This is a genomic window from Enterobacter sp., assembly GCF_977039595.1.
This window is the reverse complement of sequence record NZ_CDRQYH010000028.1, coordinates 1-21,687: the sequence shown is the minus strand read 5'-3', so window position 1 is coordinate 21,687 and position 21,687 is coordinate 1. Positions and strand designations below refer to the sequence as shown.

Genomic DNA, 21,687 nt, shown 5'->3' with positions numbered 1-21,687 from the left:
CGGCTTTGTTACAGATTGAAATGTCGCTTTTGCTGTGCGTAATATGGCCTTTCGTTCGACAAAAATAAGAAAATATTATGCAAGCAACCGCCACCACACTCGACTCAGAAACGGAAAACGTTCCGGTAAATTCGCGCAATAAAGTCGTCGTCGCATCGCTGATTGGCACCGCCATTGAGTTCTTCGACTTCTATATTTATGCCACCGCCGCGGTCATCGTATTCCCGCACATTTTCTTCCCGCAGGGCGATCCGACGGCGGCCACGCTGCAGTCTCTGGCGACCTTTGCGATTGCGTTTGTTGCGCGTCCGATTGGCTCTGCGCTGTTTGGACACTTTGGCGATCGCATTGGCCGCAAAGTCACGCTGGTGGCCTCGCTGCTGACGATGGGGATCTCCACCGTAGCCATCGGCCTGCTGCCGACCTACGAAACCATCGGTATTCTGGCGCCGGTCCTGCTGGCGCTGGCGCGTTTTGGGCAAGGTCTGGGGTTGGGTGGTGAATGGGGCGGCGCGGCGCTGCTGGCCACCGAGAACGCCCCGGCGCGCAAGCGCGCGCTGTATGGCTCATTCCCGCAGCTTGGCGCTCCGATTGGCTTCTTCTTTGCCAACGGGACGTTCCTGCTGCTCTCCTGGCTGCTGACGGATGAACAGTTCATGAGTTGGGGCTGGCGTATTCCGTTTATCTTCTCAGCCGTGCTGGTGCTGATTGGCCTGTATGTGCGTGTTTCTCTGCATGAAACGCCTGTCTTCGCGAAAGTGGCCGCGGCGAACAAGCAGGTAAAAGTACCGCTGGGTACGCTTCTGACCAAACACGTTCGCGTGACCGTGCTGGGCACGTTTATCATGCTCGCCACCTATACGCTGTTCTACATCATGACCGTCTACTCCATGACGTTCAGTACCGCCGCTGCGCCGGTTGGGCTGGGGCTGCCGCGTAACGAAGTGCTGTGGATGCTGATGATGGCGGTGATCGGCTTTGGCGTGATGGTTCCGATTGCCGGCCTGCTGGCGGATAAATTCGGTCGTCGTGCAAGCATGATTACCATCACCACGCTGATCGTTCTGTTTGCCCTGTTCGTCTTCCCGCCGCTGCTGGGTTCAGGTAGCCCGGCGCTGGTGATGGCCTATCTGCTGATTGGCCTGAGCCTGATGGGGCTGACCTTCGGCCCGATGGGCGCGCTGCTGCCCGAGCTGTTCCCGACTGAAGTACGTTATACCGGCGCGTCGTTCTCCTATAACGTCTCGTCTATTCTGGGTGCGTCCGTTGCGCCATATATCGCCACCTGGCTGCAGGCAAACTATGGTCTGTTCTATGTGGGCGTCTATCTTGCGGCCATGGCGGCGCTGACGCTGATTGCGCTGCTGCTGACGCACGAGACGAAGCACCAGGCTCTGTAATTCACTGCGGCCTGATGCCCTCACCCCGGCCCTCTCCCACAGGGAGAGGGAGAAAGGGAGCTATTTCTTCATCTGCGACAAAATGGTCCGGCACTGATTCGCCTCGCCCTCTGACGGCGAAATCAGTGCCAGCAGCGCTGCGGCTGGGGTAACCAGCGTCGCAAGGGCCGCAGCCACGGCACCGCGCGCAATCAGCGGCCCTGGCTTCACGCCCGCCTGCGGATTTTTGAAGGTCCCGCGCACGTACAGCGGCGAGCGCAGCGTGATAATACGGATCCCCTTACTCTCCGGGTCAATCGTCAGATCAAGCTGCTCCGAAGCCATGCTGGCGGTACCGGTCACGTTAATCACCGCGTTTTCCGTGTCGAAGGCAAAAATCTGCGGGCGCGCCACGCCGTTCACCAGATCCAGATTGGCCGCCGCGCAGTTCACCCGCACCTCGTCATCGCCGAAGATTTGCCCGATAATGTAGTTCCCGACGTTCAGCCCCAGGATCTCCATCAGGTTTCGGCTCACCAGCCCGTCGTTCATCAGCAGCTTCAGGTTTCCGTTGCCGCTGCCCAACAGCGCCGCCACCGAGTTACCCACGCCGCGAATGTCGGCATCACCGTTCATTTCACCGAGGGTTTTCTGCATCAACTCTACGTTCGGCATCAGCTCTTTAAGCTTCAATCGACGCGCCTGGATCTCCGCCCGTCCCTGCATCGGCTTCTTATCGCCTTCCAGGTGAATGTTCGAGGAAATCGTCCCACCCGCCATGCCGAACTTCAGTGGCTGAAGGCGCAGGTCGGCGTTTTTGAGGAGGATATGGGTCGAAAGATTGCTGATCGGCAGCGTACTGCCATGTTCAATTTTCCCGCCTTTGAAACGTACATCCGCATCCATCACGTTCCATTTGTCGGTTTCGAAACGATCGTAAGGCAATACTTTACCCGCAGGCTGAACGTCCTTTTTGACCTCTTTGGACTTTGTGCCTTTGCCCGAATCCACGCCAATCAACGGACCAAGATCGGCCAGACGCAGCTGACGGGATTCAACATCCCCTTCCAGCTTCGGGCGCGGTTTTCCGGTGGTGTAGGTCAGCGTGCCGTGGATGTCGCTGTCGCCAATGCGGCCATTAAAATCCCGGTAGTCAAAAACGGACGATTTTTCGGTATCGATTTTGGCGACCAGATGCCCGTCCGTTTCGAATGGCGGGGTATCCGGCAGCAGTACGCCGGTCAGTTCATACAGCTCGCCCAGCGAATCACCGGCAAATTTAAGCTGAAGGTCGACGCCGCCCATGTTCATCGGGTCGTTAACCGTTCCCACGAACGCCACGCGGGTGTTACCGGAACGGAAGTCCGCCTGCACCGGGAACGGCGTGCCCTCGCTCCGTAGCGCCAGCATGCCGCCAATTTTCCCTTTACCGCTGAGAGGCTGATCGTTGTAGCGTCCTTTTGCCGTCAGGCCGAAGACATAGTCACCTACGCTTGCCGCGTCGCCTTTTGCTTTCGTGCCCGTGACCTCGCTAAACGGCAGCGGTTTGCCCAACGGATCGACCAGGATCTCCACATCCGCCTTGCTGACCTTATCGTCGATGGCGATCCGTCCGCGATCGAAAAGAATATTGTCGAGACGGAATGACCAGGAAGAAGGCTGGGCATTCGGATCCTTGTCGCCATCGCTGGCAAGGTTAAACGTCCAGTTGTTGGTTTTTTCTGAGAGTCGGATCAGACGCGCATCAGGCTGCTGAAGTTTGATCCACGGCAAATAGACCGTTTTGGTCAGCAGCGCTAACGGCGCTAGCGTGGCCTCCACGCGCGGCAGGTGGACCATGGTGACGTCCGGGATGTCCGGCGGGTTACCGAGAATGATGTCGTCGGCGTGGACGTGCGGCCAGGGGATCCAGCTTCGCCAGCCGGGCTCCTCTTTCTGACGCTCCCACACTACCCCTAAATCACCGCGTATGGCGAAGGGGCGGTTCAGTTCGGTTGAGACTTTCTGGTTGATGGTCGGCTTGAGACGGTTCCAGTCAAACGTCGCAATAATGATGGCGACGACCACGATCAACAACAAGAAAATCCCTGCTGTCCAGGAGATTACCCTGGTTGTTCTTGTCATTTTTATCCCCTTTCCTGATGACCTGTCCTGTAAAACTATAGTCCAGACAAAGGGAAGCGGGCTTATCAGAGGGTAGTTATCACGCTATCGAGGCGATCCATGGGTACCGGTCGGGAGAGGAAATAGCCTTGCGCCGCCGCGGCAGGCGAGCTTTGCACATCACGCCACTCTTCCAGCGTTTCCACACCTTCAACAATCACGCCCTGGCAATAGCGGTTCATCAGCTGTAATAACAGCGTAAACAGATTCCGACCTTCCGGGGTCTGACGCAGCATAATGAACAGATCGCGGGCCACTTTAATGTAGTCGTAGCGCACCTCACTCAGGGCGGAGAAATTCGCCATGCCGGTGCCAAAGTCATCCAGCCACAGCGGGCCGTATTCGCATATCGAAGCAAACGAGGAATCCTGCGGCAGACGGACATGCTCCACCAGCTCAAAGCGCATCCACGGCAGGGTGGCGATCAGCTCCTGCAATTTTGCGTTCTGCCGCAGCGCCAGCAGGGTTGGGCCGTCGACGTTCACCGAGGCGAGGATATCGTGCTGTTCGAAAAAGGGCTGCTTCGTCGCCAGCATGCGAAGCTGTTCTTCCAGCACATCCAGACGCTGGCGAACGGCAACTTCGGCAAAATAGCGATCCGGCGCGATGCGCTGAGTGGGGTTTGAGGGGTGCGTAACGACGGTCAAAATTTCAATTGCCATCAGTCGACCATCTGTTCGGTAGATCGGCTGATAGGTGTATGCACGCTCACATTGCAGCCAGTAGCGATGCTCCTGCAAGTTCTCAATACTTGCCTCAGGCGTAGTGCTCAGCCGCTGGATAACCTGCTCTGACTTCATTTCAGATGTCCTGTTGTTGGGATAGCCTTTCTGGACTCGTCACAGGATTATCGGCGCGACAATTGAGAACTTTATGTTCAATTCACCGGGAAAATGAAATTAAGATGACAGAAATGCGCGGGAACACGCGCTGGCTCAAATAAAATAATGGAACGTTGTTTTAATATAGTTGACCGGTTAATTCACTCAGCGCACACTGCTGATAATTCTTCTGTTCAGGTTCACGACTATGTCCAAAAAAATTGCCGTGATTGGCGAATGCATGATTGAACTGTCACAAAAAGGCGCTGAAGTCAGCCGCGGATTTGGTGGCGATACGTTAAACACGTCCGTTTATATTGCCCGCCAGGTCGCGCCTGAGGCGCTCACCGTGAATTACGTTACCGCCCTGGGAACGGACAGCTTCAGCCAGCAGATGCTGGAGGCGTGGCAGAGTGAACATGTTGAAACGTCGCTGATTCAGCGTATGGAAAACCGCCTCCCGGGACTTTATTACATCGAGACCGACAGCACCGGCGAACGCACGTTTTATTACTGGCGTAACGAAGCCGCGGCCAAATTCTGGCTGGAGAGCGACGCGGCTGCGGCCATCTGCGAAGAGCTGGCGACCTTTGACTATCTCTATCTGAGCGGGATTAGCCTTGCGATTTTAAGCCCCACCAGCCGTGAAAAGCTGCTGTCGCTGCTGCGCGAATGCCGTGCTAACGGCGGCAAGGTCATTTTCGATAACAACTACCGCCCGCGCCTGTGGGGCAGCCGCGAAGAGACGCAGCAGGTTTATCAGCAGATGCTGCAGTGCACGGACATCGCCTTCCTGACGCTCGATGATGAAGACGCCCTGTGGGGTGAAAAGCCGGTTGAGGACGTAATTGCACGTACGCACGCAGCTGGCGTGAGCGAAGTGGTGATTAAGCGCGGCGCGGAGTCGTGCCTGGTCGCGATTGCGGGTGAAGCGGTGGTTGAGGTCCCTGCGGTGAAGCTGGCCAAAGAGAAAGTGATTGATACCACCGCGGCGGGGGATTCCTTCAGCGCGGGCTACCTGGCGGTACGCCTGACAGGGGGAACGCCGGAAGCGGCGGCACAGCGTGGGCACCTGACGGCCAGCACGGTGATTCAGTATCGCGGGGCGATTATTCCGCCCGAGGCGATGCCTGTTTAAGTAAGGTGCGGGCTGATGCCCTCACCCTAACCCTCTCCCACAGGGAGAGGGAATGTTTAAGCATTACTGCCCCTGCGGAATATCCGTCGCGTCCGGATGTAAATCATCCGCCGTGGCGGCCTGCGCTGGCTGCGGCGCGGTAGCCATAATGGAATCCCAGGTCGTCTGAAGTTCCTTCATGTCATATTCCGGTTCGCCCTTCGGCTGCAGGAGGATCAACGCCATCTCCTGTGACAGCTGCTGACGGAGGTCCTGATTGAGCATCTCGACGGTCAGACCGTTCAGGAAGTCCTGACGCAGCTTCTGGTACTGTTCCGGCGCAATGTCCACCACCTGATTCTGCAGGGAGCGAATACGCTGGCTGATCAGAATGTCGGTATCGGCACGTGCGTAGGTCGCAAACAGCTTCTGCAGCTCGAGTTTTTTCTGAGCCACGAGAGCATTGAATTCCTCTTCGGAAAGCCCCTCTTTACGCACTTTTGCCAGCTCTTTCGCGACCACGCCCAGATTGGCATTCAGCTTATCGCCCGGCGATTCAACGTTAATGGCACACTGCGCGCGCTGGAACAGCACGCGGCAGTCAAAGCCAAGACCGATATTCTTGACGTTGTTCTTGCTCAGCGTCTGCTGAACGTGCCAGAACAGCGCCTCACGCGCCAGATCGGCACGCCAGTAGCGCAGCATTGCCGCGGACTCACGGATGGGCTGCCAGGCGTTATCCCACATGACGGAGAGGCGATCCTGACGCACGGCGTCCGTCATAATGCTGACAGGCTCTGCACGCAGCGGAGAGAGCGTCGGGACAGGGGCTGGTGTTTCACGCTTACCTTTCAAATCACCAAACGCTTTGTTGATCTGCTCCACCACCGCGCGGCTGTCCACGTTACCTACCACGATCAGCGTCATGGCGTCCGGGGTGTACCACTTCTGGTAGAACGATTTTACCTGTTCGGCATCGACCGGCTGTTTCAGCGGTTCGGCCGGGTCATGTCCCAGTAACGTTGAGCCCTTCAGGCGGTAGCGCCACCAGCCCTCTTTGGTATCTCCGGGCCAGGTCGCCACCATGTCACTGTTGCTCAACGCATAGTTAACGGTGTCCGGCGTAATCGCCAGATTGCCAGAGGCATCGGAGAGATACGTAAGCGCTTCTTTCAGCAGGTCGTTACGGTTATTAGGCAGGCTCAGGTTAAACATGGTGTAGTCATACGAGACAACAGCCGGAGGAAGCGGGCGCTTCGGATCGATGGCCTGCTGCCAAAGTGAACGCACCTGAACCGCTTGCAGGCTGCCGCTCTGCGTGAGCGCCAGCCGGGGAATAAAATGGCTAAAACCGGTTTGCTGGGTGCTTTCCGTGAGGGAACCGGTATTAATGGACAGACGGATTTCTATACGGTCACTGGGACGTTGCGGAGTGGCTAACACCTGCCACTGAAAACCGTTCGCTAATGTCCCTTGTTGCCAGGCCGGGTCTGGCTGGAGCGCATCTGCCTGCACATAACTGGCTGCTGCCATCATCAGCAAACCGCCGGTTAAGAGTCGAATTTTTGTGCCCTGCATGTGAACCCCTGATCAACATTCCTGGTTAAAAAAGAGTGCCTCGCGACGCGCTTCACTCTTAAAGATGACGATGAAAACACGTCGATTAGACCGCGCGTTCGGCAAAACGTCACGGTCCGAAGTGAAATATACCCAAAAAAATCTTGTCGAATTATGACAGGTACGAACAGTTATTATGCGCAGGAGCCCGCATCCCGACAAGGGAATACGGGCATTTGTGACAAGATTAAGAGGTTAAGCCAGGATTTTTGCTGTCAGTTGAACGATTATTCAGAGTATCGTCGAGCTTTTTGTGATCCAGCTCTTTCACCCATTTCGCCACCACCACCGTTGCCACGCCGTTACCCACCAGGTTGGTTAACGCACGGGCTTCTGACATGAAGCGGTCGATACCCAGAATCAACGCCAGACCCGCCACCGGCAGGTGACCTACAGCTGAAATGGTGGCAGCCAGCACGATAAAGCCGCTGCCCGTCACGCCTGCTGCGCCTTTAGAGGAGAGCAGGAGCACCACCAGCAGGGTAATCTGATGGAAAATATCCATATGGCTGTTGGTCGCCTGAGCGATAAACACGGCCGCCATCGTCAGGTATATCGAGGTGCCGTCCAGGTTGAAGGAGTAGCCCGTCGGGATCACCAGCCCGACCACCGATTTACGGCACCCCAGCTTTTCCATCTTGTCGAGCATACGCGGCAGCGCCGATTCTGAAGAGGAGGTCCCCAGAACAATCAGCAGCTCTTCACGGATGTAACGAATAAATTTGAAGATGTTGAAACCCGTCGCGCGGGCGATGGAACCCAGCACCACGACTACGAAAAGGATACAGGTTATATAGAAGCAGATAATCAGCTGACCCAGCTGCACCAGCGTACCGACGCCATACTTACCGATGGTGAAGGCCATCGCACCAAAAGCACCGATCGGCGCCAGGCGCATGATCATATTGATGATGCCGAAGATCACCTGCGAGAAGCTTTCGATTACGTTAAAGATAAGCTGGCCTTTGCTGCCCAGACGGTGCAGGGCAAAGCCAAACATCACGGCGAACAGCAGCACCTGGAGGATGTTTCCGCTGGCGAACGCGCCAATGACGCTGCCCGGTATTACGTCCAGCAGGAAGGCTACCACGCCCTGATCCTTCGCCTGCTCGGCATATACCGCGACCGCTTTGGCATCAAGCGTTGACGGGTCTACGTTCATCCCCGCGCCTGGCTGCACCACGTTGACGATGATCAGACCGATAATCAGCGCAAGTGTACTGACCACTTCAAAATAGAGAAGCGCCACTGCACCGGTACGACCGACCGCCTTCATGCTTTCCATGCCAGCGATGCCCGTTACTACGGTACAGAAGATCACCGGAGCGATGACCATTTTGATGAGCTTAACGAACGCGTCGCCAAGCGGTTTCATTTGCGCGCCCAGCTCAGGGTAATAGTGACCCAGCAGAATACCGATGGCGATGGCTGTCAGGACCTGGAAATAAAGACTTTTGAAGAGTGAGGTTTTCATAAGGTGTCCTTGGGAAGAAAAACCACAGGCTTTGTAAGGTTATGGTTAACCTGCGGCTTTAAAATAACACCCACATAACAGGACAGAAATAAACTCAGTTCAAATTTGAAACACAAATGTTAAGAACTTTGAGCTGGCTCGCACAAGCCAGCAACAAAATTACACTTTTGCGTTATTGTCAGCACCAGAAAGGTATCGTTCTTCAAAGATATCCGAAGGGACTGCGGGGGCAAAAAGGAAGCCTTGTCCGCTCTCCACGCCCGCCTCCGCAAGCCAGGCGCGTTGCGCTTCGGTTTCAATCCCCTCGGCAATAAGATGGAGGTTGAGGCTACGCGCCATCTGGATAATCGCCTGCACCATGCTGCTGTCGCCCGGCAGACCTTCGACAAACGCTTTGTCAATTTTGAGCACATCTACCGGAAGGGTTTTCATGTGCTGAAGCTGACGCAGCCCGGCGTATCCCATGCCAAAATCGTCCAGGGCAATGCGAATACCGGCATTACGCAGCGGTTTCAGAATCGCGACCGCCTGATTAGGATCGTCGATGCGTCGGCTCTCCGTCACTTCCAGAGTTAACGTATCAGGTTTGATTCGGTAACGATGGATCAGCTCCAGCATCTCTGAAACCATGGTCGGGTGCATAAGCTGCATAGCAGACAAATTAACCGACAGCGGCAGCGTCACGCCGCGCTCCTGCCAGGCGGCCAGCTGACGGCAGGACTCTTCCAGCACCCAGTAGCCGACGGTAACCATCAGGCCGCAGGACTCAATGCGCTCAATCAGCCCTTCCGGCAGTTCCCATGAACCATCCGGCTGCTGCACGCGCAGCAGTGCCTCGGCGCTTTTCACTTCTCCCGTCAGCAAATTCATCTGCGGCTGTAGCCAGAGGGCAAACTGCCGGTTATCCAGCGCGGTCAGGATGTCGCTCTCTTCCGTCAGGCGCTGCTGCGCCTTTTCCATCTGCTCCGGTTCAAAGAACTGGATCTGATTTTTCCCTTTGCGCCGGGCGGTAAACGCCGCCGAAAACGCGCGACGATAAAGCTGCTCCGCCGTTAAATCACCATAGTACATGGCGATACCGATACTGGCGCTCGGACGAAGCTGGATACCCTGAATGGGCAACCGCTCATTAATGACAGTGAGTACTTGCTGACCTAAGGTGATCGCATGCCACGGTTCTTTTACGCCGTTGGCAATCACCACCAGATCGTAACCGCTGACCTGGGTCAGCACCATGCGCGGGGCAAGGACAGATTTGATCTTTTCCACCAGGGTGAGCAGCAGCATTTCACGCTGGCTCTCCTGAAGTACGCCAGCCGTGTCCTGCAAGGTTTCACAGGCGATAACCATCAGCGCCGTGGTTTGCTGGCGGGCAACGGTCTGCTCCAGCATCGCCATCAGGAAGGCTTTATTGGGGAGCTCCGATACCGGAAAACGGGTGGCGCTGCTGTTTAATTCATCCTGCTGACGCTGGATGCGCTGCTGGTTGAGGTTGTAGCTGCGCACCAGCATACCTATCTCATCGTCATGATGCAGACGCGGCAGCTCAAGCTGATGTCCCATCTGATCCTGCGGCGCAAGCGTATTCAGCTCACGGGCGATACGGCGCAGCGGATGAACAATCAGCCGGTTAATGCACCAGGTGAGCGCCACGCTGAGAATAAGCGTCATAAGTAAGCAAGTGGTCACTAACGTAACCACCCAGCTCATGACGAATTTATACATGCGGTAGGAGTCCGCCTGCAAAACCAGGTAGGCCAGCGGCTGCGGATTCGCAGGGCGTTCAAGCGAATAAACGGGAAGCGAAATTTGCACCGGTAGTTCAAACAGGCGCATCACCATCATCGGGACGGGACGCTCCGGGATAAAGCTCATCCGCAGCGCCTGAAACTGGTTGGGCAAGACGACATCGGCGCGGCTAACGACGCCGGCAGGCTGAATGCGTTTTAAAATGGTTTCCGCTTCTGGAATATCCCCTTTCAGGATAGAGGCTGAAAGCGGGCCGCGCACCGAGCGGGCAATACTTTCTAACTGCGAAGCCGTGTTATAGCGATTCTGCTGTACGGAATGAAACAGCAAAATTACGCAGAAGAGCAGGACAAACAGCATAGTGACGGCAGAGACCATCGCCATCTGTTTGATTGTTAAGGAACGGCTGACACGCAAAATGACTCTCCACAAAACTCGAAGCGCAGGGCGCGCCAGGGTGTAAACCCGGCGCGCCTGAGTATACCCGATTGCCGCGCTATTAAGAGAGACTTACAAATGGATTAAGGAAAATCCGATTACCAGTCCGCGTAAGGGATGAGCGGCTGCGGCGGTAAGTCCATATCGCCCTGCCAGCCTGCGGCAGAGTAGCGCACATAGATCAGCGCATGGCTTGGGGTATAGTCTTTCGCCTCCTGAATATCCACGCCCATGCCTACAAACCAGTTGGACGTTACGCGGCGTTCGATAATGGCCCGCGCGGTATAACCCGTGCCCGAGGAACTGCTGCCGGTTTCCATCACGCCCCGGTCGGTATAGCGGTCTGGCTCATCGGTCGGGATCAGATTCTGAATCGGGTAGCGCAGTTCGTCTTTGGTTTTAGAGTGAGACCAGGAGACCGAGCCACCCAGCTCCCAGGACCAGTTCTCCGTGCGTTTACGCCAGGTCACCGGCAGTGCGAAGGAGACGTACTCCTGCGGACTGTAGTAACCGCCCTGACCCAGGGTATACCCGCTCAGGTCTTTGTCGTAGTGCCAGAGCATATTGGAGACGCCGACCGTCAGGCGTTCATTGTTTTTATTAATGAGCTTGTAGTAGTAACCCGTCATCCAGCGGACGCGCCAGTTATCCTCAACATTTTTACCCGTCAGCGTTTCCGCATTCAGGCTCGACCAGATGCCGTTCGCTTCACCTTTGTCATAGCTCATGCTTACGCCGCCACCGGTGGCACGTACGCCGCCCCAGGTGGTGCCGGTGTTAGTATCTTTTTGCCCGGCAAAGGCCAGCAGAGAGCTAGAGATTGGGCGGCGATGGGCGTTTACGGTATAGCCGATGGGGCCCAGATCGCTGCTGTAGCTGATGCCGCCCACCACGTCGACAACGTCAAAGCCCATCGGCGTGGTGCCAATATCCATCGCCCAGGTTTTATTCTGCCAGCCGACGGCAACGCTTGCGCCATTGTCGGACTGATGGGTATTGCCGCTACACGGTGTTTCGTAGCAGGTCCCCCATTTAGGATCGTAGGTCCCGTTATTGTTATCAAATGAACCAGCGTCCATGTTGACCAGATCGCTTCTGAAGAACATGCGCCCGTCAGAGAGCGGGGCATCCACCTGGAGCATGGTGGTGTGCGCTTTCAGGTCGGAATAGCCGCCCGTGCCGCTGGAGCCCCAGTAGTCGTGCTGCAGCGTGACGTTAACATCCTGCTGACGGTACAAGTCACCGGCATCACTGCGCACGCCGCGTTTCAGCCAGTCGTCTTTTTCATCGTTACGCGTCAGACGAGTGAAACTGTCGTTATCCACCGGACGCGTCGTGGTGATGCCAGACGACACCATCGCGTCTTTGTAGGTTTCCAGTGCCTGCTGAGGCTGCCCGTTCTGCGCCTGGAAACGCGCGGCATCACGCAGCACCAGCGCGTTTTCCATGGAGCCGGGCTGCGATTTAGCCTGCGGAATAATTTTATTGAAGGTCTGTTCTGCGGCGGCGGAATCGCCCAGACCCGCCTGCGCCATCGCGATGCGGCGCTGCATATTGAGCGACAGCGGCTGACCGTTTTGCGCGGCGGGCAGCTTCGCCAGCTCCGAGCGCGCGGCATCTTTGTTACCCTGAGCGCTATAAATCTCGGTCAGGCCGAGGATGGCGTCTTCGTTCTGCGGTTCACGCTGCAGAACGGCGTTGTACGTCGTTTTTGCCGAGTCCAGATCGCCACGCTGCTGCGCCCAGTCCGCCAGCGTCAGGTCGATGCGGGTGGAGGTTGGCTGCTGGCGCAAAAGGTTTTCAGCCTCCTGCTCTTTGCCGCTGTCGCGCAGACGGTTGGCGGTTTCCAGCACCTGGTTACTTTGCAGACGGTCGGCAAGCTCCTGAATATTGCCGTTCCACTGGCTTCGCGGCAGCGTATCCAGATGCGCCAGCGCGGCGCGGTCCTGATCGTTTCCGGAAAGATAGAGCCCGTTAGCATAAACCTGATCCGGGTCGGACGGTTTCTGGCTGGCAAGCTGACGCATAAGGGTATCCGCCTGGCTTCGCTGACCCGCGCTGTAAAGATCGCGCGAGAGACGATAGGTTATCCATACATCGCCGGGAGAGAGCGCCAGACGACGACGCTGAATCTCTGCCGCCTGAGCGTATTTCCCCTGATTTTCAAGCTGCTCGGCCTGGGCGGAGAGCTGTTCGTTGGTCAGGCTACGTTCAATATCATCTATGCTTCTGCGCTGGCTGGCGGAGAGAGACTGGATAAACTGCGAGGCCTTCTCCGGGGACTGCGCGCGGTAAATATTGGCCAGACCGCGGACCGCATTGCTGTTGCCGCTGTCCATTCGCAGCGCCTGACGGTAATAACGCTCCGCCGCCTCGTTATCTTTACGCGCCGCGGCGGCGTCGCCCAGCCCCAGCACGGCATAGCTGTCGGTATTGTCGATACTGCGTGCCTGCTGATAGTAACGCTCCGCCTGCGCCGGGTTATTTGCCTTCAGCGCCGCATCGCCCTGCTGGATCAGCAGCCAGTAGCGGTTAACCTTCAGCAAACTGTCCCATTTACCCCGGTTATCGCTCTGGGGGTCGAGGGCAATTGCCTTTTCAAACTGTGCCACCGCGCGGGCGCGGTCGCCTTTCTGGGAATAAGCCTGTCCCAGGGCACCCACCGCTTCACTGTCGGCATGGTTGGCGCTGACGGCTTTTTGCAGCTCCGCCACCGCCTTACTGCCCTGCCCGGCATCCACCGCCGCCAGCCCTTCCGCTTTCGCGCGGAATGCAGGGTCAGCGAGCTGTTTTTGCTGGGCTTCAAGCTGGGCACGCGCCGCCGCGACGCTATCACCGTCGCTGAATACGCTCAGGTATTTTTGCAGCGCGCTAACGCTCGCGCTGCTGGCAGGCTGGTCTTTGATTTGGTCATACCACATATCAGACGCCTGGCTGCGCCCGTTGGTGGATTTGGCCATCTCCTGCAATAGCGCAAAACCTTCGTCACGGCGTCCGCTCTGGAACAGAAGCTGGGACAGCGTCGCCTGCAGCTGGGTATTTCCGGGGCTGCTGCTGTTTATTTTCTTGAGCTGGTTAATGGCTGCATTCCGGCGAGCAGGATCTTTCGCCACCACGTTCCAGTATTCCGTCGCCACGTCGCCGCCCGGTGGGTTGCCGTCAAACAGCTTGTCATAGGCTGCAATCGCCTCCTGCGTGTGTCCCGTGGTGGCGAGCAATCGCGCCTGCTGGAGCTGCTGGCGGCCATCCGGAGTGGAAAGCAGCATCGTATTGCGTGATGACTGGTACGCGCTCGAGCCCGGCGCGATCCCTTTCAGACGGTCCAGCTCTTTTTGCGCGCCGGCGTTATCGCCCTGGCGCAGCAGGTAGCGAAAGCGTGCGGCAATAACGTCAGGGTTGTTCGGGTCAATCAGCTCAAGACGATAAAGCGACTGACGAACCAAATCCTCACGCTGTGTCGATTCGCCCAGCCGAACCTGTTCCAGCAGCTGTTTCTGCTGCGGAGAGTTGGCGGCCTCAGCCATCGGCATCAGTGCCAGGCCAAGCGATAAAGTGAGTAGATTTATTGTGAACTTGCGCATTCCTGGCCCCAATCCGGTATTAATTCACCTTTTGCGGTGAAGCGAAAACGATGCTGATCCCATCCTTGCCCAAAGAGAGTCAGCACGTAGCTGTAATAGGCATTATTATCGGGAAAATGGTCTGCAACGCGCTGGCGCTGAACCGCCTGGGCATCACGTTGTTGTAAAAACGGCAGCATGGCGGCAGAGAACCCGACCGGACCATTCCCGGTGCGTTTCCCCGTCGCCACATCCACTTTCTCCGGCGGCACACCCCGTTTCATTGTCTTGGCCGCCATCGGCTGGAACAGCGTCAGCAGCCGGGCTTTCTGAGGGTCTTTATCACTCATCATTCCCACCCAGAGATAAACGCGGATGGCGTCGTAGCCGCCCACCAGCGATTTATCCTGCTGCAACCGCCAGCCTTTGTTTTTCTGATACTGCACCCAGTCCGGCGAAAAACCTTTCGGCGCACTCTCCAGCAGCAGGCGCTGATTGGTTTCACGAAGCGTGGTCCACGGGGTACCAAAACGCGTGAAATAACTCGCTAGCTGCGGAGGAAGATAGCTGGGATTAAAGCGCCATACGTTCTCATCGGCAAAGCCGACTTTACCGGGAAGCAGCATTGCGCCGAGCCCCGGGACTTTCACCACTTCATCGCTGACAATGCGTTTCAGCAGCGCTTTACCCGTGCGGGTATAGTCCGGATGTTTCCACAGTCGACCCGCTTCGAGCAGTGACCAGGCGATCCAGACATCGGCGTCAGAGGCGGAGTTGGTATCAATCACCGCCCACGTCTCTTTATCTTTCTGACCCCATAGCCAGGCAGGCAGATGGTCGTTGAGATCGCCGCTGGCAAGATTATCGCGCGTCCACGTCAGCAGCTGGTCAAAAGATTTGCGATCGTTCGCCGCCAGGGCAAAGAACAGGGCGTAGCTTTGCCCTTCCGAGGTCGTAATTTTGCGCGTGTCGCTGGGATCAACGACACGCCCGCCCTCGCTGATGTAGTCCTTTTTAAACTGCTCCCATGCAGGCCAGGTACAGGCGGCGCGAAGAGGTAGCGCCGCCAGCATCACCGCTGCTAATGCACACCAGCGAAAGGCTTTCATCACATCTTACTCATCCGGGTTCAGACGACGACGGCTGATGATTCGCAGCAGACGCCACAGCACCCATGCCAGCAAGACCACGCTAACCGCAGCCAGGATGGCGAGCAGAACCGGATGGTTAGCCAGCGCATACCACAGGCGTTCGAACCATGGCAGATGGCCCACGTAGTACACATCCCCCACGCGCAGGCTATTGACGCCGGACTCACGGATCACCGACACGGAACCAAACATCGCGGCACGTTTACCGCTGTCGTTCATGGCCGTATTGAGCAGTTCATACCCCCGCGGGCTATCCGCCAGGAGAGCCACCACGCTACGCTGTTCGTTGTAAGGTGACTGGAAGCCCACCACCGCGGCCATTGCCCCCTGAGACGTTACCGTCGTCTGCGCGCTGGCCTGACGATCGTTCACATCCGGCATAATGCTCGGGAACTCGGTCTGGCGCAGCGGCGTGTTAACCCAGGACTGAGCCGCTTTCACCAGCAGATCGATACGTTTGTCATCCTTCAGCTTGTCCGGAATGGTACCGATCACCATGATGTCAGCGTCTTTGTTCTGAATCTGGCTGCCATCGTCCGTCAACGTAACGTTAATCGCCGGTAATCCTGTCTGTCCTCCAACGGTCGCCATGGTATCCAGCAGGGTCGTTACTTGCCCTTCAGTTGGCGTTTTTGGCATCACTACGATGGACTCAGAAAGATCGGCCATACGGCTGAATGGGAAGCCCGCGTTAGCAAAAGCGCGCAGATCCGGCATCGCCAGGAAGTGATAGTACTTCGAGAAGTCGATGGTCGACTCATCGCCAATCACAACGTGGTTCTGTACGGGCTGGAAGGTAATGCAGTTTTCCGCAGAACCGCCAGGCATTGGGTTCATGTACTGGAAGTCAAAGCGCAGCTGGTTTATCGCGCCAAGCTTCAGTGCCGGAATAGAGACATCCGTTTTGCCATCCAGAAGACCCTGTAGCACCGGCAGGCGAAGCATCAGGCGGTTAGTATCCTGCGTGCTTTGCAGGCTGAAGGATTGCAGGAACTGGTTGTTCAGGCTGATATCCATGCGCGAGCTGTCTTTGGTAGCCGGCGCGGTATAGCGGTAGTTCAGATTGATATCAATGCCGTTGGTACGCAGCAGGTACAGATCCGGCGGCAGATTCAGCGACAGGCTAATCGGCGCTGGCTCAAGCCCCGTCGCCTGCAGCTGTTCTTCATAGGTTTTCAGCTCACCGAAAGTCACCGCACGGTCGGTACGCACCCAGTTTGGCGCATCATAAGGTTTACGCGCCAGCAGCGGTTTGACCTCATCCACCACCACGCTGTTGCCGCGGAAAAGGACGTTACCCTGAGCAATGGCTTTTGCTGCCTGCACCAGGTCTTTATCATCACGACCAAAGACCACCAGCAGCTTCACGTACGGGTTTTCCGGGTGGCTTATCATCTCAACGGTCGGCGCTTTGACGTCCGGATGATCGCGCAGGAAGGCCGGGCGTTTCGCGTTGGTCGCAAACACAATGGCATTTCTGTCCGGCAGTTTGTCATACATCGCCGGGAAGCTCTGTCCACGCCAGCCCGCGCGTGAACCAAACCAGGACGCCACAATGGTGGCCGCCAGCTGTTCTGTTACGTCCGGGGACGAGGCAAACACCATCGGCAGCGTGAGCGGACGGTTATCACGCGGATCAAAGAACGGAACCGGGAATGCGGAGAGATCGTTTTTCAGCGCCAGCGACTGGTAGGTCATCTGCAGCGAGGAGTTACGTCCGACGTCCATCCACAGCGTGTTGCTGGCCGGGTTTTCGCAGACATCGCGGTAGTGACCGACAAACTCCAGGCGAATACGGTTAAAATCGGTGATGAACAGCGGGTTGATCGGCACCTGAGCCTGAGTTTTCTTGCCTAGCTGCTCTTTCGTGACCGGCAGTACGTCCATCAGCTCGTCATTCAGGTAGACCTTCAGCTGAGACTGCGTCGGCAGCAGAGACGGCGACGGGGTGTATTCAAGGTTCAGCACCGCATTAGAGACGACCTCATCGCTGCGCATGCCAAACTCAATGCCGCCGTTAGGGTTGATGCCGCGCAGCACCATGCTGCCCGGAGGCGGCGCAATTTGCGCGAAGGTCAGCTTCACGTCGCGCGACGGCGCATTGTCCGCAACGACGGGCGCATTCGCCCCCCGGACGCCCGGCATCACCTGCCCGATGACCTGGCCGTCTGCCGGCAATGTGTTCCCCTCCGTCGGCTGGTTCGGCGTGATATTTTCTGTTTGGCCAGGTGCCGCGGTGACAACCGGATCGGTTGCTTGCGCGACGACAGGTACCGTTGGCGCAGGCGTTGCCGCTGCGTTACCCGGGGCTGCGTTAGCCATTGTTGCGGGGATCGCATTCATCCCCATTGCCACTGCACATAACCAGGAAAGTTTTGTTTTCATCGCGTTATCATCATTGTTGAGCCATAACCGGGTCCGCCTGCTTCGCCTCATCCCGCTCAGGACGACGAGGAATGAACGACACGACCCAGGAAACCAGCGAAGTAAGTGACCGGAAAATTAATTTCACCGACGACGGGGCAAATTCTGCAAGGTGACGATAGCCACGGAACCCCAGCTTCAGAATATCCAGCAGGCTTTCCAGAGGTTTATCTTCCGGGAAGCTGTCCTGCCAGAGAGCCCACGTATCCGCGCGGGCAAACGTACACTGCACAAAATCGATATGTTGCTTTTTGGTCAACGGCATCAGCTGCAGACCGACTTCATTGCCCGCCACGCGAACAACCTGCGTCGGGAAGACATACTCCTGCTGACCGCGCTTAAGCAGCAGGTTAACTTTTTGCCCTTCAAGCACCTTCGCCTGGCCGTTGATTTTGATCCCCAAACCGCCGTCAGAGAAGTCATGCACGGTACAGGAGAAGAGGTGGCCATCTTCACGGGCAATCGCCGCAGGCATGCAGATTTCAACACGATGCGCACGACGAACCTGTTTGCTTTCCACCGACACCGCCACCGCGCCGCCGAGGATAATCAGGTTGTAGAAAACCCATGCCATACTGACGAAGACGGTCAGGATTTCGTTTTCCGGGCCGTAGAAGTAACGCCAGATACCCGCAATGACGCCCACGATATTCAGCAGCACCAGGAAGATATACGGCCGGGAGATCACCCAGTCGACGTACTCCTCCTCCACCAGCCCGCCCTTCGCGGTGACGTTGAATTTACCTTTGTGCGGATTAATCAGCGCCACCATCGTCGGCGGCGCGATGTACCAGGCCAGCACCGTTTCGTAGATTTCACTCCAGAAGGAGTGGCGGTATTTACCCTGTATCTTCGAGTTCGTCAGGCTCGCGTGGATCATGTGCGGCAGAACAAACAGCGCAATCATCAGCGCGGGAGCGTAGATGATATAAGCGTGAAGAAGCAGGAACGCCAGCGGCGCGGTCAGGAAGATTAGCCGCGGAATGCCGGACAAAAAGTGGAACATGGCGTTGACGTAGCAAAGACGCTGCGCCAGCTTGAGTCCTTTCCCGATCAGAGGGTTATCGAGACGGAAAATCTGCACCATCCCGCGCGCCCAGCGAATACGCTGACCAATGTGCGCCGACAGTGACTCCGTTGCCAGACCGGCTGCCTGAGGAATACGCATATAGGCAGAGGTATAGCCACGACGGTGCAGGCGCAGAGAGGTGTGCGCATCTTCAGTCACCGTTTCGACGGCGATACCGCCAATTTCATCCAGCGGTTTACGGCGGATAACCGCACAAGAGCCGCAGAAGAAGGTGGCGTCCCACATGTCATTCCCGTCCTGCACCAGGCCATAGAACAGGGTGCCTTCGTTCGGGGTCTTACGGAAGCGGCCAAGGTTACGTTCAAACGGGTCCGGAGAGAAGAAGTGGTGCGGCGTCTGCATCATCGCCAGCTCTTTCTCCTTCAGGAACCAGCCCATGGTCATCTGCAGGAAAGAGCGCGTCGGCACGTGGTCACAGTCAAAGATCGAGACAAACTCCCCGGAGGCATACTTCAACGCGTTGTTGATGTTACCCGCCTTAGCGTGTTCGTGAGTCGGACGGGCGATGTATTCGACGCCGACCTCCTCTGCGAACTGGCGGAACGCCGGACGGTTGCCGTCATCCAGGATCCAGACCTTGAGCTTATCTTTCGGCCAGTCGATGCCCAGCGCAGCATAAATCGTGTTTTTCACCACGCTCAGGTCTTCGTTGTAGGTCGGCACGAAGAGATCGACAGTTGGCCACTGGGTCGTGTCCTTTGGCAGCGGAACCGGCTGGCGGTTGAGCGGCCAAATCACCTGGAAATAGCCCAGCACCAGCACGATCCAGGCGTAGGTTTCTGCAAACAGCAGCACCAGACCGCATACCAGACTGACCGGGTCGTCCCAGTTCAGGGTTGAGGTATAACGCCACCAGATGTAGCGACAGGAGACGGTCAACGATAACACGATCAGCATCAGCGCCGAGAAGCGCCCCGGAATACGGCGGACCAGCAGCGCCACGCCCCACAGCAGGATCAGGAAGGTGAACTGCGCCAGAGGGTTGAAAGGTTGCGTAATACAGACCAGCGCCAGAATGAGCGAGAACACGACGATCACGCCGAGGATAAAACGCCGCAGGCCCGGATGGAGATGTCCGAGCTCTTTATGGTTATCCAGATGGCTGGTCTTATCGCTGAAGCTGTTGGGCAGTCTGTCCAGCCACTAGTGGTAGCGCTCACGTAACTGCTGCACGCGGGAGAAGCTGCGCCAGTACGGCGTTATTTTCTCTGAGCGGGATGATGTGACCACCAGCCAGATGGCCTGAATGAGATAACGCGCCGGATCCAAAGGACGCGGCCGGTTGGGATTAATGTGCGGATATAGCTCACTGTGGCGGGCACGTATGCGCTGCCAGCGCGGGTGTTCGAGTGGAATAAACATCCAGGCCAGAATCATCCAGAAACAGCCGAGCGCGGCGCTAAATGCCGACGCACCGTGACGGCGAAAATGCCGGTAATGTTCACTCAAACGCGAACTGACCGGCGGGATGAGTAACCAGCTGGCGAGACGACTCATACATCACTCCCTGCATGCTCCGCCCGGTTGGCGAAGTTCAGCAGACACCAGTTAGCCAGCGTCAGAATCTCTTCTGCCGCCAGTGAATCGCTGCGGTATTCGCCGAGCGGTTGCTTAGACGCAAGACATTCCGCCATTCCCTCATCACGATGAATGACAATAGGAAGCAAACGGCGCTGGCTTTGCAGCCATACCTGATAGAGATCGTCCTGGATCTGGCTGCCAATACGCAAATCGTTAATCAGAATATGAGCGTTCTGAGGTAGCCCCTGCTGGTGCAGGCGGATATGGCAGTTCGCATCAACGTTAACGATCGAGAGGATGTGATCGCACTGCGCGATAAGCTGTCTGGTCAGCGTACCGGCGCCGTGGGGCAGATCCAGCAGGATCCATTTGTAGTGCCCCTTTTCTTTCAGGGCCTGCAGCGCCAGCGTGAACTGCGAAAAGAGGCGCTGATACGCGGCTTCATTTTCGCGTTCCGTGGTGGTCAGTTGACCAAACGGCAGCAGATCGAGCTGGGAGGTATAGCGCATCCCCGCATCCTGCCAGTCTTTATCATCAAGCAGCGCGCGTGCCCAGCCCTCTTCACGAGTAAAGTCAACGTTAAACGACATACGCAACAAATTATCGGCGCAGGCGTCAATAACCAGCACCGATTCACCTAAAAGCTGTAATGACCACGCCAGCGCCGCGGTAACTGATGTGGTACCCACACCGCCACGGACACCCTGTAATCCGAGTATGGCCATCAATGGCTCCCTTATTGTTGATGGGCGAATTCAGCTAATAACGGCCAGCGTTTAATAGCCGCGGCCAACTGTTCCCGCTGGGAAATATCGGTGTAATCTATTTCAGGTAAAGAAAAGGCCTGCGTCAGCGCCAGAAAATCGTTTTGGAATGTGTAACCCAGAGTCGAGTCGACTGGGGTTCCAGGTTCGTTATTATCCATTCTTTTTCCATCCCTTTAAGGAAAATCGCACGCTAAAGAAGTTGCGGGGCTTCCTGCCCTGACAAATTTCATTTACATGCTAAATCTGATGTTCTTTAATTTCAATGTTAGGTTTATTTCTACGCTTTCGCTAGGGAAGGTGCGAATAAGCAGGTCATTTCTTCCCAAGCTGACTCGCTGATTAAAATTTCGCGGATCTGGGCCGATTTTTTTCCCGCAAACACATCGAATCAGCCTATTTAGGCTATTTTTTCCACC

General features: G+C 56.7%; 12 protein-coding genes and 2 pseudogenes. 2 read left to right on the top strand and 12 right to left on the bottom strand.

From position 1 onward, the window contains the following. Positions 1-77: 77 nt before the first annotated feature. On the top strand, positions 78-1,400 hold the full coding sequence (locus ACWYRJ_RS10750) for an MFS transporter (RefSeq protein WP_111963705.1): 1,323 nt from the start codon (positions 78-80) through the stop codon (positions 1,398-1,400). Positions 1,401-1,460: 60 nt separating this feature from the next. Here the strand turns inward: ACWYRJ_RS10750 and ACWYRJ_RS10745 are convergent, their stop codons facing one another. Both ACWYRJ_RS10745 and pdeH read right to left on the bottom strand, forming a co-directional pair. Next, positions 1,461-3,503, bottom strand: coding sequence for an AsmA family protein (locus tag ACWYRJ_RS10745; protein WP_455507858.1), 2,043 nt, complete (start codon positions 3,501-3,503; stop codon positions 1,461-1,463). A gap of 65 nt (positions 3,504-3,568) precedes the next feature. Beyond that, positions 3,569-4,342 carry a cyclic-guanylate-specific phosphodiesterase gene (gene pdeH / locus ACWYRJ_RS10740; protein WP_455507857.1) on the bottom strand — a complete coding sequence of 258 codons (774 nt, stop codon included), beginning with the start codon at positions 4,340-4,342 and terminating at the stop codon, positions 3,569-3,571. Between the two features lie 229 nt (positions 4,343-4,571). On the opposite strand from pdeH, the gene kdgK reads away from it, so the two are divergent. After that, positions 4,572-5,501 (top strand): 2-dehydro-3-deoxygluconokinase, encoded by a 930-nt coding sequence (gene kdgK / locus ACWYRJ_RS10735; RefSeq protein WP_455507856.1) that lies wholly within the window; start codon positions 4,572-4,574, stop codon positions 5,499-5,501. A 63-nt stretch (positions 5,502-5,564) separates the two neighbouring features. Here kdgK and ACWYRJ_RS10730 read toward each other — a convergent pair whose 3' ends face one another. The 10 genes and pseudogenes from ACWYRJ_RS10730 to ACWYRJ_RS10685 all read right to left on the bottom strand — a co-directional run. Next, positions 5,565-7,058: a M16 family metallopeptidase gene (locus ACWYRJ_RS10730; RefSeq protein WP_047646783.1), complete on the bottom strand. Its 1,494-nt coding sequence runs from the start codon at positions 7,056-7,058 to the stop codon at positions 5,565-5,567. Between the two features lie 226 nt (positions 7,059-7,284). Beyond that, positions 7,285-8,571 carry a dicarboxylate/amino acid:cation symporter gene (locus ACWYRJ_RS10725; RefSeq protein WP_023309587.1) on the bottom strand — a complete coding sequence of 429 codons (1,287 nt, stop codon included), beginning with the start codon at positions 8,569-8,571 and terminating at the stop codon, positions 7,285-7,287. 159 nt (positions 8,572-8,730) lie between these two features. Next, positions 8,731-10,737, bottom strand: coding sequence for a biofilm formation regulator HmsP (gene hmsP / locus ACWYRJ_RS10720; RefSeq protein ID WP_111963701.1), 2,007 nt, complete (start codon positions 10,735-10,737; stop codon positions 8,731-8,733). Positions 10,738-10,856: 119 nt separating this feature from the next. Further along, positions 10,857-14,339, bottom strand: coding sequence for a cellulose synthase complex outer membrane protein BcsC (gene bcsC, locus ACWYRJ_RS10715; RefSeq protein ID WP_455507855.1), 3,483 nt, complete (start codon positions 14,337-14,339; stop codon positions 10,857-10,859). Beyond that, positions 14,321-15,427, bottom strand: a complete 1,107-nt coding sequence (bcsZ, locus tag ACWYRJ_RS10710) for a cellulose synthase complex periplasmic endoglucanase BcsZ (RefSeq protein WP_111963699.1) — start codon at positions 15,425-15,427, stop codon at positions 14,321-14,323. Before bcsZ ends, bcsC begins: the two co-directional genes overlap by 19 nt. 6 nt (positions 15,428-15,433) lie before the next feature. Further along, the gene (gene bcsB / locus ACWYRJ_RS10705; protein ID WP_111963698.1) at positions 15,434-17,854 is read right to left on the bottom strand and encodes a cellulose biosynthesis cyclic di-GMP-binding regulatory protein BcsB; all 2,421 of its coding nucleotides are present in this window, start codon (positions 17,852-17,854) and stop codon (positions 15,434-15,436) included. A 10-nt stretch (positions 17,855-17,864) separates the two neighbouring features. Beyond that, positions 17,865-20,480, bottom strand: a pseudogene (bcsA, locus tag ACWYRJ_RS10700) (UDP-forming cellulose synthase catalytic subunit). Then, positions 20,477-21,229, bottom strand: coding sequence for a cellulose biosynthesis protein BcsQ (gene bcsQ / locus ACWYRJ_RS10695; protein WP_133295304.1), 753 nt, complete (start codon positions 21,227-21,229; stop codon positions 20,477-20,479). Before bcsQ ends, bcsA begins: the two are co-directional and overlap by 4 nt. An 11-nt stretch (positions 21,230-21,240) precedes the next feature. Next, complete coding sequence (gene bcsR / locus ACWYRJ_RS10690) at positions 21,241-21,429, bottom strand: cellulose biosynthesis protein BcsR (protein WP_008503237.1); 189 nt, start codon at positions 21,427-21,429, stop codon at positions 21,241-21,243. Between the two features lie 72 nt (positions 21,430-21,501). After that, positions 21,502-21,687 (bottom strand): annotated as a pseudogene (locus ACWYRJ_RS10685) (hypothetical protein); the annotation flags it as partial.

Excerpts from the sequence above, each read along its gene's own strand:
- ACWYRJ_RS10750 (WP_111963705.1), top strand. The coding sequence starts at position 78 with ATGCAAGCAACCGCCACCACACTCGACTCAGAAACGGAAAACGTTCCG.
- ACWYRJ_RS10745 (WP_455507858.1), bottom strand. The coding sequence starts at position 3,503 with ATGACAAGAACAACCAGGGTAATCTCCTGGACAGCAGGGATTTTCTTG.
- pdeH (WP_455507857.1), bottom strand. The coding sequence starts at position 4,342 with ATGAAGTCAGAGCAGGTTATCCAGCGGCTGAGCACTACGCCTGAGGCA.
- kdgK (WP_455507856.1), top strand. The coding sequence starts at position 4,572 with ATGTCCAAAAAAATTGCCGTGATTGGCGAATGCATGATTGAACTGTCA.
- ACWYRJ_RS10730 (WP_047646783.1), bottom strand. The coding sequence starts at position 7,058 with ATGCAGGGCACAAAAATTCGACTCTTAACCGGCGGTTTGCTGATGATG.
- ACWYRJ_RS10725 (WP_023309587.1), bottom strand. The coding sequence starts at position 8,571 with ATGAAAACCTCACTCTTCAAAAGTCTTTATTTCCAGGTCCTGACAGCC.
- bcsC (WP_455507855.1), bottom strand. The coding sequence starts at position 14,339 with ATGCGCAAGTTCACAATAAATCTACTCACTTTATCGCTTGGCCTGGCA.
- bcsZ (WP_111963699.1), bottom strand. The coding sequence starts at position 15,427 with ATGAAAGCCTTTCGCTGGTGTGCATTAGCAGCGGTGATGCTGGCGGCG.
- bcsB (WP_111963698.1), bottom strand. The coding sequence starts at position 17,854 with ATGAAAACAAAACTTTCCTGGTTATGTGCAGTGGCAATGGGGATGAAT.
- bcsQ (WP_133295304.1), bottom strand. The coding sequence starts at position 21,229 with ATGGCCATACTCGGATTACAGGGTGTCCGTGGCGGTGTGGGTACCACA.
- bcsR (WP_008503237.1), bottom strand. The coding sequence starts at position 21,429 with ATGGATAATAACGAACCTGGAACCCCAGTCGACTCGACTCTGGGTTAC.